The following is a 14,169-nucleotide window of genomic DNA, read 5'->3' as shown; positions in this document are numbered from 1 at the left end:
CCGTGCGCGTCCCCCTGTCGTGGCTGCGGGAGCACGTCGCGCTGCCTGCCGGCGAGGACGGCCGCGCCGTCGCCGAGCGGCTCGTCCGGGCCGGCTTCGAGGTCGACGCGGTCCACCGCGCGGGCGAGGTCAGCGGGCCGGTCGTGACCGGCCGCGTCGTCTCCTTCGAGGCGGAGCCCCAGAAGAACGGCAAGACCATCCGCTGGTGCCAGGTGCTCGTCTCCGCGGAGGAGGGCGCTGAGCCGCGCGGCATCGTCTGCGGCGCGGGCAACTTCGCGCCCGGTGACGTCGTGGTCGTGGCCCTGCCCGGCGCGGTGCTCCCCGGCGGCTTCGCCATCAGCGCGCGGAAGACCTACGGCCACGTCAGCGACGGCATGATCTGCTCGGCGCGCGAGCTCGGCGCCGGCGAGGAGGCCGGCGGCATCCTCGTGCTCGACGAGGGGACCCCGCTCGGCGTCGACGCCGTGGAGCTGCTCGGTCTGCGCGACGAGGTGCTCGACGTCCAGCCGACGCCCGACCGTGGCTACGCGCTGTCGCTCCGCGGGCTGGCGCGCGAGCTCGCCACCGCGTACGCCGTGGAGTTCCACGACCCCGCCGCGCTCGACGTGCCCGAGCCCGTCGAGCCGGGGTGGCCCGTCGTGCTCGAGGACACCGCGGCCTGCCCGGTCTTCGTGGCGCGCACCGTCACCGGTCTCGACCCCGGCGTGCCGTCCCCCGGCTGGCTCCAGCGCCGGCTCGCGCTCGCCGGCATGCGCTCGGTGAGCCTGGCCGTCGACGTCACCAACTACGTCATGCTCGAGCTCGGCCAGCCGCTGCACGCCTACGACCGGCAGCGGCTGCAGGGCCCGGTCGTCGTGCGCCGGGCGCGTGCGGGCGAGACCATCGAGACCCTCGACGGCACCAAGCGGGTGCTGGACCCCGACGACCTCGCCATCACCGACGACAGCGGCCCGATCGGCGTCGCCGGGGTCATGGGCGGCGCCAGCACCGAGATCTCCGGCACGACCCGCGAGATCGTCCTCGAGGCGGCGCACTTCGCGCCCTCCGTCGTGAGCCGGGCCGCCCGACGGCACGCGCTCCTGAGCGAGGCGTCCCGCCGCTTCGAGCGCGGGGTGGACCCCGCGCTGCCGGCCGCGGCGGCCGAGCGGGCGGTGCGGCTGCTCGTCGAGCTGGGCGGCGCCACCGCCGAGCCGGCGACGACCGTCGCCGGCGCCGTGCCCGCGCCGGTCGAGCTCGTCCTCGCCCCCGACCTCCCCGCGCGCGTCGTCGGCGTCGACTACGCCGCCGACGAGGTCCTCGACGCGCTCCGCCAGGTCGGCTGCACCGTGGTCGCGGAGGCCGAGGGCCTGCGCGTCACGGTCCCGTCCTGGCGCCTCGACCTGACCCAGCCCTACGACCTGGTCGAGGAGGTCGCGCGGCTCGGCGGCTACGAGCGCATCCCCTCGCGCCTGCCGCAGCCGCCGGCCGGCCGCGGGTGGACCGAGGAGCAGCGGGCCCGCCGGCGCGTCGGCCAGGTGCTGGCCGCGGCCGGGCTGGTCGAGGCCCCGAGCTACCCGTTCGTCGGGGAGCCCGCGCTCGAGGCGCTCGGGATCGGCGCCGGCGACCCGCGGCACCGGCTCGTCCGCCTCGCGAACCCCATCTCGGACGCGGAGCCCTACCTCCGCACGACGCTGCTCCCGGGGCTGCTCGCCGCGCTGCGCCGCAACCTCGGCCGTGGCCAGACCGACGTCGCGCTGTACGAGACGGGGCTGGTCTTCCTCGCCCCGGAGGAGGGGCTCCCGCCGGCGCCCGCCCTGCCCGTCGACGCCAGGCCGGGCGACGACCAGCTCGCCGCCCTCGACGCCGCGCTCCCGGCCCAGCCGCGCTACGTCGCCGCCGTCCTCGCCGGGCAGCGCGAGCCCGCCGGCTGGTGGGGCCCGGGCCGGGCGAGCGGCTGGGCCGACGCCGTCGAGCTCGCCCGCCGCGTCGTCCGCGCCGCGGGGGCAGAGGTCGAGGTGCGCGGCGTGCAGGAGTCGCCCTGGCACCCCGGGCGCTGCGCTGCCGTGCTGCTGCCCGGGGAGGACGGCACCAGCGCGGTCGTCGGCTTCGCCGGCGAGCTGCACCCCCGCGTGGTCGCCGCGCTGGGCCTCCCTCCGCGCACGGCCGCGCTCGAGCTCGACCTCGACGCGGTGGTGGCAGCGGGCGTGAGGAGGGGGCCCGTACCCGCTCCGGCGCTGTCGACCTTCCCGGTCGCCGTCCAGGACGTCGCCCTCGTCGTCGACGCGGCGGTCCCGGCCGCCGAGGTCGAAGCCGCCCTGCGCGCGGGTGCCGGGGAGCTGCTCGAGCGGATCCGGCTCTTCGACGTCTACACCGGCGCTGGCGTCCCCGAGGGTGCCCGGTCGCTGGCCTACCGGCTGGAGCTGCGCGCGCCGGACCGCACGCTCACGAGCGAGGAGGCCTCCGGTGCGCGGGACGCCGCGGTCGCCCGGGCGGCGGCGCGGACGGGAGCGCGGCTGCGCGGGAGCTGATCAGCAGGACGCGCTGGTCACCCGCGGGTCCTGCCCCGCGCCCCGCGGGTGGGCCTCGCTGAGCACCGCGGTCGCGGCGCTGGGCGAGAGCGGACGGTAGTACGCGAAGCCCTGGATCTGGTCGCAGCCGAGCTCGAACAGCCGCGAGCCCGTGGCCGTGTCCTCCACGCCCTCGGCGACGACGTCGAGCCCCAGCTCGTGGGCGAGCAGCAGCAGGCTGCGGACCACGGCCTCGTCCGAGGGCTGGGTGTCGATGCTCTCCAGCGCCTGGATGAAGGACCTGTCGATCTTCAGTTGGTCGACGGGGAGCAGGCGCAGGTGCGCGAGGCAGGTGTAGCCCGCGCCGAAGTCGTCGATGGCGATGCGCACGCCCAGCGAGCGCAGCCAGCCCAGCACGCGGCGCGCCCGGTCCAGGTCGGCCGCGACGGCGGTCTCGGTGATCTCGACCTCGAGCGCGGTGGCCGGGAGGCCGGAGTCCGCGAGCGCCGACTCGACCATGGCCGGGAACGTGCTGTCGAGCAGGACCCGGGCCGAGACGTTGACCGAGACCGTGCCGAGGAAGCCGTCGGCGCGCCAGGACGCCGTCTGCCGGGTGGCCGTGCGCAGCACCCACTCGGTCAGCGGTGCGATGAGGGCGGTGCGCTCGGCGAGCTCGATGAAGGCGGCGGGGGAGAGCAGCCCGCGCTCCGGGTGCTGCCAGCGCACGAGCGCCTCGAGGCTCACGACGGCACCGTCGCTGGCCCGGACCTTCGGCTGGTAGTCGAGGACGAGCTGGTCCTCGCGGATCGCCGCCGGCAGGTCGGCGAGCAGCGAGAGGCGGCGCGCGTCGTGCGGGTCGTCCTCCGCGGCGTACGTCCGGACCCCGCTGCCGTCGTCCTTGGCCTGGTACATCGCGACGTCGGCGTGCTGCAGCAGCTCGGCGAGGCTGCTGCCGTGCTCCGGGGCGACCGCGACGCCGATGCTCGCACCGACGCGCACGGCCACGCCGGAGACCGAGCAGGGCGCGCAGACCGCGTGCCACAGCGTCCAGGCGCGCTCGACGCCCTCCGCTGGCGTGCCGGGCACGAGGACGGCGAACTCGTCGCCGCCGAGCCGGACGAGCAGGTCGTCCGGTCCGCAGCCGTCGGCGAGGACGCGCGCGACCTGGACGAGCAGCTCGTCGCCCGCGGCGTGCCCGAGGGTGTCGTTGACCTCCTTGAAGCCGTCGAGGTCGAGCAGGAGCAGCGAGGCGGGGCGCTCGAGCAGGCCGGGGGCCTCCTCCTGGAGCAGCGTGCGGTTGCCGAGCCCGGTCAGCGCGTCGCGCACCGCCTGGCGGCTGCGCAGCGCGACGCGCCGGCGCAGCAGCAGCAGGCCGCCGGTGAGCACGGTGAGCAGGAGCCCGGCGCCGGCGTACAGCACGTCGCGCGCGCGGCTCACCGCCCCGTCGTACGCGTCGGGCGGGAAGACCACCTCGACGATGACGTCGGTCCCGCGGTCGTCGTCGAGGTCGTACGCCTGCTGCACGTCGAGCGCGTCGCGCAGCCGGCCGTCCCCCGCCGGTGTGTGGTGGAGCAGGTACGGGTGCGTCAGCACCGCGTGCAGCTCGTCGGCGGGCAGCCGGGTCTCGGAGGCGTCGTGCTCGTCGTCGGCCCAGACCAGCCCGCCGTCACGGCGCCAGACCTCCAGGCCCTCGAGCTGCCCGGTCTCCCGGAGCTGGCGCAGCGAGCGGTCGAGCGAGTCCCGGGTGCGGTCGTCGAGCCCGGCGACCTGCCCGTCCGCGTCGACGTGCAGCTGGCGGAGCACGAACAGCGCGCTGACCAGCCGCCCGGCGTGCACGGTGCCGGTCGCGGCGCGCTGGCGGACCGTGGAGTCGAGCGCGTGCACGGCGGTGAGGGTCAGCCCGGCGAGCACGAGGGCGGAGGCGACCAGCGCCCAGGTCGAGCGCAGCAGCCAGGGGAGCGCGGCGCGGTTGTCGCGCCGAGCCCGTCGCGTGCTGCGCAGGAGACCCATGCCGCCCCATCGGCCGGTCGCCCCTGTCGCCCGAGCGGGGCAGCGCAGGACCACCCGTGCGGGGCATCCCTGCATGGCCATGCGCCATGCGGTATGGTCACGGCCATGACGTTGAAGGCAGCCGTCGCGGGCGGTTCGGGCTACGCCGGGGGCGAGCTGCTGCGCCTGCTCGCCGCGCACCCGGAGATCGAGGTCGCCACGGTCACCGGGGCGAGCAGCGCCGGGGAGCTGCTGGGCGCGAGCCAGCCGCACCTCGCCGCCTCGCCGCTGGGCGCGCTGGAGATCGCGAGCACGACGCCCGAGCTGCTCGCCGGGCACGAGGTGGTCTTCCTCGCGCTGCCGCACGGGCAGTCGGCCGCCATCGCCGAGGCCCTGCCGGTCGACACCGTCGTGGTCGACCTCGGCGCCGACTTCCGGCTCGAGGACGCCGCCCGCTGGGAGCACTTCTACGGCGGCACCCACGCCGGCAGCTGGCCGTACGGCCTGCCCGAGCTGCCCGGGCAGCGCCCGCTGCTCGAGGGCGCGCGGCGGATCGCCTCTCCCGGCTGCTACCCGACCTCGGTCGCGCTGGGCACCGCGCCCCTGCTCGCCGCCGGCCTGCTCGAGCCCGACGTGGTGGTCGTCGCGGCGTCTGGGACCTCGGGCGCCGGCCGGGCCGCGAGGACGAGCCTGCTCGGCTCGGAGGTCATGGGCGCGGTGTCGGCGTACGGCGTCGGCGGCGTGCACCGGCACACCGCGGAGATGGAGCAGTCGCTCTCCGGGGCGGCGGGGGTGCCCGTGGCCGTCTCCTTCACCCCGCTGCTCGCGCCGATGCCGCGCGGCATCCTCGCGACGTCCAACGCGCGCCTGCGGGAGGGCGTGACCGGAGCCGACCTGCGGGCGGCGCTGCTCGACGCGTACGCCGCGGAGCCGTTCGTCGTCGTGCTGCCCGAGGGCGCGCAGCCGACGACCGCCGCGACGCTCGGGTCGAACGCCGCGCACGTGCAGGCGGTGGCGGACCCGCGTACGGGCCGGGCCGTCGTCACCGTCGCGGTCGACAACCTCGGCAAGGGCGCGGCAGGCCAGGCGCTGCAGAACGCCAACCTCGCGCTCGGCCTGCCCGAGACCGCAGGCCTGCCGCTCGTGGGGGTGGCGCCGTGAGCGTCACCGGGCCGCAAGGGTTCCGGGCGGCGGGCGTGACCGCGGGGCTCAAGCCGAGCGGCAAGCCCGACGTCGCGCTCGTCGTCAACGAGGGCCCGCGCTTCGAGGCGGCCGCGGTCTTCACCAGCAACCGCTGCAAGGCGCACCCGGTCGTGTGGAGCGAGCAGGCTGCCGCGGACGGCCGCGTCGACGCCGTGGTCCTCAACTCCGGCGGCGCTAACTGCTTCACGGGGCCCGAGGGCTTCGCGACCGTGCACTTCACCGCCGAGCACGTCGCCGACCTGCTGGGGACCAGCGCGGGCGACGTCGTCGTCTGCTCCACCGGCCTCATCGGCGAGGTGCTGGACCGGGCCAGGCTCAGCGCCGGCGTCGCTGCGGCGGTGACCGCGCTGTCGCCGGAGGGCGGCCAGGCCGCGGCCGAGGCGATCATGACGACCGACACCCACGCGAAGCAGGTGCTCGTCGAGCGCGCCGGCTGGAGCGTCGGGGGCATGGCGAAGGGCGCCGGGATGCTGGCGCCGGCGCTCGCCACGATGCTCGTCGTGCTCACCACCGACGCGGTGGCGGAGCAGGCTGCGCTCGACGCGGCCCTGCGCCGGGCGGTGCGGCGCACCTTCGACCGCATCGACTCCGACGGCTGCATGTCGACCAACGACACGGTCGTGCTGCTGGCCTCCGGCGCCTCCGGCGAGGCGCCCGGCCAGGCGGAGCTCGACGCCGCCGTCGAGGAGGCCTGCCTCGACCTCGCCATGCAGCTCATCGGCGACGCCGAGGGCGCCAAGCACGAGGTCACGATCGAGGTCGTCGGCGCCGCCAGCGAGGACGACGCGATCACCGCGGGCCGGGCGATCGCGCGCAGCAACCTGTTGAAGTGCGCGATCTTCGGCGAGGACCCCAACTGGGGCCGAGTGCTCGCCGCCGTCGGCACGACCGACGCCGTCTTCGACCCGGCGCAGATCGACGTCAGCATCAACGGCGTCCAGGTGTGCCGCGCAGGCGGACCGGGGGAGCCCCGCGACCTCGTCCGCTGGGAGGGCCGTGCGGTCCGCTTCGTCGTCGACCTGCACGCCGGCGACGCCGCGGTCACCACGTGGACCACCGACCTCACCACCGACTACGTCATCGAGAACAGCGCGTACTCCACATGAGCAGATCCCGCGAGGCGGCCCTCACGAAGGCCCGCACGCTCACCGACGCCCTGCCCTGGCTCAAGTCCTTCGCCGGCAAGACCGTCGTCATCAAGTTCGGCGGCAACGCCATGGTCGACGAGGCGCTCAAGCAGGCGTTCGCCGAGGACGTGGTGTTCCTGCGGCTGGCCGGCATCCGGCCGGTCGTCGTGCACGGCGGTGGTCCGCAGGTGACCAGCGCGCTCGACAAGCTGGGCATCGAGTCGGTCTTCACCGGTGGCCTCCGCGTCACCACGGCCGAGACGATGGACGTCGTGCGCATGGTCCTCGTCGGGCAGGTGCAGCGCGAGATCGTCGGGCTGGTCAACGCCCACGGTGCGTACGCGGTGGGGCTGTCGGGTGAGGACGCGCGGCTGTTCACCGCAGAGCGCACCCCGGCCTGGGTCGACGGCGAGGCCGTCGACATCGGGCTCGTCGGCGACGTGGTCGAGGTGGACGGCGGCGTCGTCGAGGGGCTGCTGCGCGACGGGCGCATCCCGGTCGTCTCGAGCGTCGCCCGCGGGGCCGACGGCGAGATCTACAACGTCAACGCCGACACGGCGGCGGCGGCCCTGGCGGTCGCGCTCGGCGCGGAGAAGCTCGTCGTGCTCACCGATGTCGAGGGGCTCTACGCCGACTGGCCGAACACCGACGAGGTCGTCTCCTCGCTGCGGGCCGACGTGCTCGAGGGCCTGCTGCCGGGGCTGTCCAGCGGGATGGTGCCGAAGATGGCCGCCTGCCTGCGCGCCGTACGTGGTGGCGTGGCCAAGGCGCACGTGCTCGACGGGCGGGTGCCGCACTCGGTCCTGCTCGAGATCTTCACCGACGAGGGCATCGGCACGGAGGTGCTGCCATGACGAGCACGACGACCAGCACGGGCACGACGAGCGCGAGCGCCGTCTCCCGCTGGCGCGAGGCGATCCTGGGGAGCTACGCAGCCCCGCGGCTGGCGCTGGTCCGCGGGTCGGGGGCGGTCGTCACCGACGAGGACGGGCGCGACTACGTCGACCTGCTCGCCGGCATCGCCACCAACGTGCTGGGCCACGCGCACCCCGCGGTGGTGCAGGCGGTCTCGACCCAGGTCGCGACCCTCGGGCACACGTCCAACCTCTTCGCCAACGAGCCGTCGGTGACGCTCGCCGAGCGGCTGCTCGCCCTGCTCGGCGGCCCGGGGCGCGTCTTCTTCTGCAACTCCGGTGCCGAGGCCAACGAGGCGGCCTTCAAGATCGCCCGCCGCACCGGGCGGACCAAGGTCGTGGCCGCGCAGGACGCCTTCCACGGCCGCACGATGGGCGCGCTGTCGCTCACCGGGCAGCCGGGCAAGCAGCGGCCGTTCGAGCCGCTGGTCCCCGGTGTCGTGCACGTGCCCTTCGGCGACGTGGAGGCGCTGCGCGCCGCCGTGGACGGCGACACCGCTGCGGTCATCCTCGAGCCCGTCCTCGGCGAGGCCGGCGTCGTCGTGCCGCCGGAGGGCTACCTCGCCGCCGCACGGGAGATCACCTCCGCCGCCGGCGCTCTGCTCGTCCTCGACGAGGTGCAGACCGGGATCGGGCGCACCGGTGAGTGGTTCGCCCACCTCGCCCTGGGCGTCCGCCCCGACGTGGTCACGCTCGCGAAGGGCCTCGGCGGCGGACTGCCGCTGGGCGCGTGCGTCGCGCTCGGCGACGCTGCCGCGCTGCTGCAGCCCGGGGACCACGGCAGCACCTTCGGGGGCAACCCAGTGTCCTGCGCGGCAGGTCTCGCGGTGCTCGACACCCTCGTGGCCGAGGACCTCCTCGCGCGGGCGAAGTCGCTGGGGGAGCGCATCTCCTCCGGCATCACCGCTCTCGGCCACCCAGCGGTGTCGCACGTGCGCGGTGCCGGGCTGCTGCTCGGCGTCGTGCTCACCCGGCCCGTCGCCGCCGCGACGGTCGCGGCGCTGCAGGCGAGCGGGTTCCTGGCCAACGCGCCCGCGCCGGGGGTGATCCGCCTGGCACCGCCGCTGGTCCTCACCGACGAGCAGGCGGACGCGTTCGTCGCCGCGCTCGGCCCCGCCCTGGACGTCGCCACCGCACCCGAGGAGACCCCCTGATGGTCCGGCACTTCCTGCGCGACGACGACCTGAGCCCGGCCGAGCAGCTCGAGGTGCTCGACCTCGCCGACCGGATGAAGGCCGACCGGCTCGCCGTGCGCCCGCTCGAAGGACCCCGTGCTGTCGCGGTCATCTTCGACAAGCCGTCGACCCGTACCCGCGTGTCGTTCTCGGTCGGGGTGGCGGAACTCGGTGGGTACCCCCTCGTCATCGACGGCGCGACCAGCCAGCTCGGGCGCGGCGAGCCCGTCGCCGACACCACCCGGGTGCTCGAGCGGCAGGTCGCGGCCATCGTCTGGCGCACCTTCGCCCAGCGCAGCCTCGAGGAGATGGGAGCGGTCTCCCGGGTGCCGGTCGTCAATGCGCTCACCGACGACTTCCACCCGTGCCAGCTGCTCGCCGACCTGCAGACCGTGCGCGAGCACCACGGCCGGTTGGAGGGGCTCACCCTCGCGTACTTCGGCGACGGGGCCAACAACATGGCGCACTCCTACCTGCTGGCCGGTGCGACGGCGGGCATGCACGTCCGCGTCGCCGCGCCCGAGGGCTACGAGCCCCGGCACGACGTCCTCGCCCGGGCCCGCGAGATCGCCCACGTGACGGGCGGTTCGGTGGCTTGCACCCGGGACGCCGAGCACGCGGCGGCCGGGGCGGACGTCCTCGCCACCGACACGTGGGTCTCGATGGGCCAGGAGGACGAGTACGCCGCGCGCTCCGCGCCGTTCCTCCCCTACGCCGTCACCACGGAGCTGCTCCACCTCTCCGCGGCCGGCAGCATCGTGCTGCACTGCCTGCCGGCCTACCGCGACAAGGAGATCGCCGCCGAGGTGATCGACGGCCCGCGCAGCGTCGTCTGGGACGAGGCGGAGAACCGCCTGCACGCGCAGAAGGCGCTGCTCGCCTGGCTGCTGGAGCGGTCGTGAGCGTCCCGCAGACCAAGGCGGCCCGCCACCGGCGGATCGTCGGGCTGCTCGCGAAGCACGACGTCCGCTCGCAGCCGGAGCTGGCCAAGCTGCTCGCGGAGGACGGGATCGTCGCCACGCAGGCGACGCTCTCGCGCGACCTCGACGAGCTCGGCGCCGTGAAGGTCCGCTCCGTCGACGGCGAGCTCGTCTACGCCGTCCCCGGCGAGGGCGGCGACCGCACGCCGCGCCCGCCCGCGGACCGCGGCGTGCTCGACGGGCGCCTGCTCCGCGCGCTCAACGACCTGCTCGTGGCCGCAGAGTCCTCGGCGAACCTCGCGGTGCTCCGCACGCCCCCGGGCGGCGCGAACCTGCTCGCCTCCGCGATCGACGCGGCCGACCTGCCCGACGTCCTCGGTACGCTCGCCGGCGACGACACGGTCCTCGTGGTCGCGCGCGCCGGTGACGGCGGGGCGGCTGTGGCGGACCGGCTGCTCGCCCTCGCGGGCGACGGCCGTCCGGACGCCGCGCGCAGCTTCGCGTAGCCCGCTCTCCAACGCCACCCTGCACGACTCCGCCGGAAGGACCTCCATGCCCAACGCCGCCGACTCCGACGACGTCGACTCCTCGCCGGGCCCCACCCGCCTGTGGGGCGGGCGCTTCGCCGGCGGCCCCGCGGAGGCGCTCGCGAAGCTGTCGGTCAGCGTGCACTTCGACTGGCGGCTGGCGCCGTACGACCTGGCGGGCTCGAAGGCCCACGCGCGCGTCCTGCACCGGGCCGCGCTGCTCAGCGACGAGGAGCTCGAGCGGATGCTCGCCGGTCTCGAGCAGCTCGAGGCGGACGTCCGCTCCGGCGCCTTCACGGCGACCGAGGCCGACGAGGACGTCCACACCGCCCTGGAGCGCGGGCTGCTCGAGCGGCTCGGCCCGCTGGGCGGCAAGCTGCGCGCGGGGCGCTCGCGCAACGACCAGGTCGCGACCGACCTGCGGCTCTACCTGCGCGACGCGGCCAGGCAGGTCGCCGCCGCGGTGGTCGGGCTCGAGGAGGCGCTGCTCGGGCTGGCGGAGCGCGACATCGACGTCCCCGCTCCCGGCATGACCCACCTGCAGCACGCCCAGCCGGTGCTCTTCGCCCACCAGCTGCTCGCGCACGTGCACCCGCTCGCCCGCGACGTCTCGCGCCTGCGCGACTGGGACGTCCGCGCCGACTGGTCGCCGCTCGGGGCAGGTGCGCTCGCCGGGTCGTCGCTGCCGCTCGACCCCGACGCGGTCGCGAAGGACCTCGGCTTCAGCGGGCCGGTGGCGAACTCGATCGACGCCGTCAGCGACCGCGACTTCGTCGCGGAGTTCCTCTTCTGCGCCGCGCTGCTGGGCGTGCACCTCTCGCGCCTCGGTGAGGAGGTGTGCCTGTGGGCGACCTCGGAGTTCTCCTGGGTGCGCCTCGACGACGCCTTCTCGACCGGGTCGTCGATCATGCCGCAGAAGAAGAACCCCGACATCGCCGAGCTCGCCCGTGGCAAGGCCGGCCGCTTCGTCGGCCACCTCACCGCCGTGCTGACGATGCTGAAGGGCCTGCCCCTCGCCTACGACCGGGACATGCAGGAGGACAAGGAGCCGGTCTTCGACGCGGTCGAGCAGCTCCTCCTCGTCCTGCCCGCGATGGCCGGCATGGTGGCGACGCTCTCGGTGGACGGGGAGCGGTTGCGCGCCTCGACGCCGACCGGGCACGCGCTGGCGACGGACGTCGCGGAGTGGCTCGTGCGACAGGGCACGGCGTTCCGCGACGCGCACGAGATCAGCGGGGCGTTCGTGTCCTGGTGCGACGCCCGCGGCCTCGAGCTGTGGGAGGTGCCGGACGAGGACCTGGCGCGGATCGACACCCGGCTCACGCCCGAGGTCCGCTCCGTGCTCAGCGTCGACGGGGCCCTCGCCGCCCGCTCGACGACGGGCGGCACCGCGCCCGCCCGGGTCGTCGAGCAGCTCGCCGCCCTGCGCACCGCCGTGGCCGAGCAGCTGCAGTGGGCCTCGGCCTGACGCCCTTCCCCCGGCCGGCGCTCGGTGCGCCGGCCGAGGAGGTCGCGCCCGCGCTGCTCGGCGCGCTGCTCGTGTCCGACCTGCCGCCGGGCCGCGTGGTCGTGCGGCTGACGGAGGTCGAGGCGTACGCAGGGGAGGCCGACCCCGCCTCGCACGCGTTCCGCGGCCGCACGCCGCGCACCGCGGTGATGTTCGGGCCGGCGGGCGCGCTCTACGTCTACTTCACCTACGGCATGCACTGGTGCGCCAACGTCGTGTGCGGCCCGGACGGCACCGCCGCCGCCGTGCTGCTGCGGGCGGGGGAGGTCCTCGAGGGGGCGGAGGTCGCCGCCGTACGCCGGCCTGCCTGCCGCTCACCGCGCGACCTCGCGCGCGGTCCCGCCCGGCTCTGCAGCGCGCTGGGGATCGACGGCTCGCTCACCGGCCTCGACCTGTACGCGCCGGACAGCCCCCTGCGCCTGCTCGCCCCTCCTGGCCCGCCGGGGGAGGTCCTCGCCGGTCCGCGGGTGGGGGTCGCCGGGGGAGCGCAGACGCCGTGGCGCTTCTGGCTGGCGGGGGAGCCGACGGTGAGCGCGTACAAGGCGCACGCGCGGCGCTCGCGACGTACGGGAGAATCGACGCCATGAGCGCCACGAGCATCCTCGACGACCTGCAGGCGCGCAGCCTGCTCGCCCTGACCACCGACCGCGAGGCGCTGGCCGCGGTGCTGGGCAGCGGGTCGGTGCCGTTCTACGTGGGGTTCGACCCCACGGCGCCGAGCCTGCACATCGGCAACCTCGTGCAGATCCTCACGGCCCGGAGGCTGCAGGACGCCGGCCACCGCCCGCTCGCGCTGGTGGGCGGGGCGACCGGCCTGATCGGCGACCCGAGCGGCAAGAGCGCGGAGCGCTCGCTCAACGAGCGTGACGTCGTCGCCGGGTGGGTGGAGCGCATCCGCAGCCAGGTCTCGCGCTTCCTCGCCTTCGAGGGCCCCGCTGCGGCGACGATGGTCAACAACCTCGACTGGACCGCGTCGGTCTCGGCGATCGACTTCCTGCGTGACGTCGGCAAGCACTTCCCGGTCAACCGGATGCTCGACCGGGAGTCGGTGTCGGTGCGCCTCGCTGCAGGCGGGTTGTCGTACACCGAGTTCAGCTACCAGGTCCTCCAGGCCAACGACTTCCTCGAGCTGCACCGCCGCCACGGATGCGTGCTGCAGTTCGGCGGCAGCGACCAGTGGGGCAACATCACCGCCGGCGTGGACCTGGTCCGGCGGGTGACGGGGACCGGCGTGCACGCGTTCGCGACGCCGCTGGTGACGAAGGCGGACGGCACGAAGTTCGGCAAGACCGAGACGGGGACGGTGTGGCTCGACCCGGAGCTCACCAGCCCGTACGCGTTCTACCAGTTCTGGCTCAACGCCGACGACGCTGACGTGGTGCGCTGGATGCCGGCCTTCTCGTTGCGCCCGGTGGAGGAGATCGCGGCCCTGGCGGAGGAGACCCGGGAGCGGCCGGCTGCTCGCCCCGCGCAGCGCGCGCTGGCGGAGGAGCTGACGACCCTCGTGCACGGGGCGGACGCGACGGCCCGGGTGGTGGCGGCCTCCCGGGCGCTGTTCGGACAGGGGGACCTGGCCGCGCTCGACGGGGCGACCCTCGAGTCCGCGCTCGCGGAGCTGCCGCGGGCGAAGGCGAGCCGGCCGTTCCCCCGGGTGGCGGACCTGCTCGCCGACGCAGGGGTGTGCGCCAGCCGCTCCGCGGCGCGCCGCGACATCGCCGGTGGAGGGGCGTACGTCAACAACGCCAAGGTCAGCGACCCCGACGCGCTGCTCCGGGAGGAGGACGTCCTGGCCGGCCGCTGGGTCGTGCTCCGCCGCGGCAAGCGGGCGCTCGCGGCCGTCGAGGTCCTCTGAGCAGCGGTTTTGCGTTCGCCGCTACGTCGCTGTAACGTTGCTCCTCGTTCCCGGGACGCTCCCCCCTCCTGCCAAGGAGGGGCGCTGCGGCGCGGGGACGGGCGGAAGGACCGAGGCGCTTGACGGCGCGGAGGCCGGTCGCTAAGGTGGAGAAGTTGTCCGGGAGGGACGAGCGGCGCGAGCCGACGGCCCGAGGACAGCGAGAGCGGGAACGAGCGGGAATTTGAATCCCGCGGAAACATCCGCTAAAGTAGAGACATCACCGCGAACGAAGCCCGGAAGGGCTGGCAGCGTGTGTGCTCGTTTCTTGAGAACTCAACAGCGTGCTATTCGAGGAAGATGCCATTTGTTTTGTCCTCGTCGCCCGCACCGTGTGGTGTGGGTGGTGGGTTTCTTTGAGCGCCCCTTCGGGGGTGTTTGAGGGTTTGCTCGATATCGGGTGTCTAGTTTTCTAGATGCTTTGTTGGAG

At 75.1% G+C, this 14,169-nt stretch carries 11 protein-coding genes; 10 read left to right on the top strand and 1 reads right to left on the bottom strand.

Annotation, left to right across the window (positions count from 1 at the left end; genetic code table 11):
- The first annotated feature begins 2 nt into the window (after positions 1-2).
- A complete protein-coding gene (gene pheT, locus EV189_RS05500; protein ID WP_130491977.1) occupies positions 3-2,507 on the top strand; it encodes a phenylalanine--tRNA ligase subunit beta in 2,505 nt (834 codons plus the stop codon).
- On the opposite strand, the gene EV189_RS05495 is transcribed toward pheT, so the two are convergent.
- The gene (locus tag EV189_RS05495) at positions 2,508-4,496 is read right to left on the bottom strand and encodes a putative bifunctional diguanylate cyclase/phosphodiesterase (RefSeq protein ID WP_130491976.1); all 1,989 of its coding nucleotides are present in this window, start codon (positions 4,494-4,496) and stop codon (positions 2,508-2,510) included.
- Between the two features lie 105 nt (positions 4,497-4,601).
- Here EV189_RS05495 and argC point away from each other — a divergent pair, with 105 nt between their 5' ends.
- The 9 genes from argC to tyrS are packed head-to-tail and all read left to right on the top strand — an operon-like array spanning position 4,602 to position 13,700.
- Entirely contained in the window at positions 4,602-5,636 is a 1,035-nt protein-coding gene (gene argC / locus EV189_RS05490) for an N-acetyl-gamma-glutamyl-phosphate reductase (protein WP_130491975.1), read from the top strand.
- On the top strand, positions 5,633-6,784 hold the full coding sequence (gene argJ / locus EV189_RS05485; protein WP_130491974.1) for a bifunctional glutamate N-acetyltransferase/amino-acid acetyltransferase ArgJ: 1,152 nt from the start codon (positions 5,633-5,635) through the stop codon (positions 6,782-6,784). Before argC ends, argJ begins: the two co-directional genes overlap by 4 nt.
- The gene (gene argB / locus EV189_RS05480) at positions 6,781-7,659 is read left to right on the top strand and encodes an acetylglutamate kinase (protein WP_130491973.1); all 879 of its coding nucleotides are present in this window, start codon (positions 6,781-6,783) and stop codon (positions 7,657-7,659) included. The genes argJ and argB overlap by 4 nt, the downstream gene beginning before the upstream one ends.
- Positions 7,656-8,873 carry an acetylornithine transaminase gene (locus tag EV189_RS05475; protein WP_130491972.1) on the top strand — a complete coding sequence of 406 codons (1,218 nt, stop codon included), beginning with the start codon at positions 7,656-7,658 and terminating at the stop codon, positions 8,871-8,873. The genes argB and EV189_RS05475 overlap by 4 nt, the downstream gene beginning before the upstream one ends.
- Positions 8,873-9,796, top strand: a complete 924-nt coding sequence (gene argF, locus EV189_RS05470) for an ornithine carbamoyltransferase (protein WP_130491971.1) — start codon at positions 8,873-8,875, stop codon at positions 9,794-9,796. Before EV189_RS05475 ends, argF begins: the two co-directional genes overlap by 1 nt.
- The gene (locus tag EV189_RS05465; protein WP_231116101.1) at positions 9,793-10,320 is read left to right on the top strand and encodes an arginine repressor; all 528 of its coding nucleotides are present in this window, start codon (positions 9,793-9,795) and stop codon (positions 10,318-10,320) included. Before argF ends, EV189_RS05465 begins: the two co-directional genes overlap by 4 nt.
- A 46-nt stretch (positions 10,321-10,366) precedes the next feature.
- On the top strand, positions 10,367-11,809 hold the full coding sequence (gene argH / locus EV189_RS05460) for an argininosuccinate lyase (RefSeq protein WP_130491970.1): 1,443 nt from the start codon (positions 10,367-10,369) through the stop codon (positions 11,807-11,809).
- Positions 11,794-12,435, top strand: a complete 642-nt coding sequence (locus tag EV189_RS05455; RefSeq protein WP_130491969.1) for a DNA-3-methyladenine glycosylase — start codon at positions 11,794-11,796, stop codon at positions 12,433-12,435. The genes argH and EV189_RS05455 overlap by 16 nt, the downstream gene beginning before the upstream one ends.
- Positions 12,432-13,700 carry a tyrosine--tRNA ligase gene (tyrS, locus tag EV189_RS05450; protein ID WP_130491968.1) on the top strand — a complete coding sequence of 423 codons (1,269 nt, stop codon included), beginning with the start codon at positions 12,432-12,434 and terminating at the stop codon, positions 13,698-13,700. Before EV189_RS05455 ends, tyrS begins: the two co-directional genes overlap by 4 nt.
- Positions 13,701-14,169 lie beyond the last annotated feature (469 nt).

It is taken from the genome of Motilibacter rhizosphaerae, assembly GCF_004216915.1.
Classification (GTDB): Bacteria; Actinomycetota; Actinomycetes; order Motilibacterales; family Motilibacteraceae; genus Motilibacter; species Motilibacter rhizosphaerae.
The sequence above is the reverse complement of the archived record's forward strand: the minus strand, read 5'-3'. Positions and strand labels throughout refer to the sequence as shown.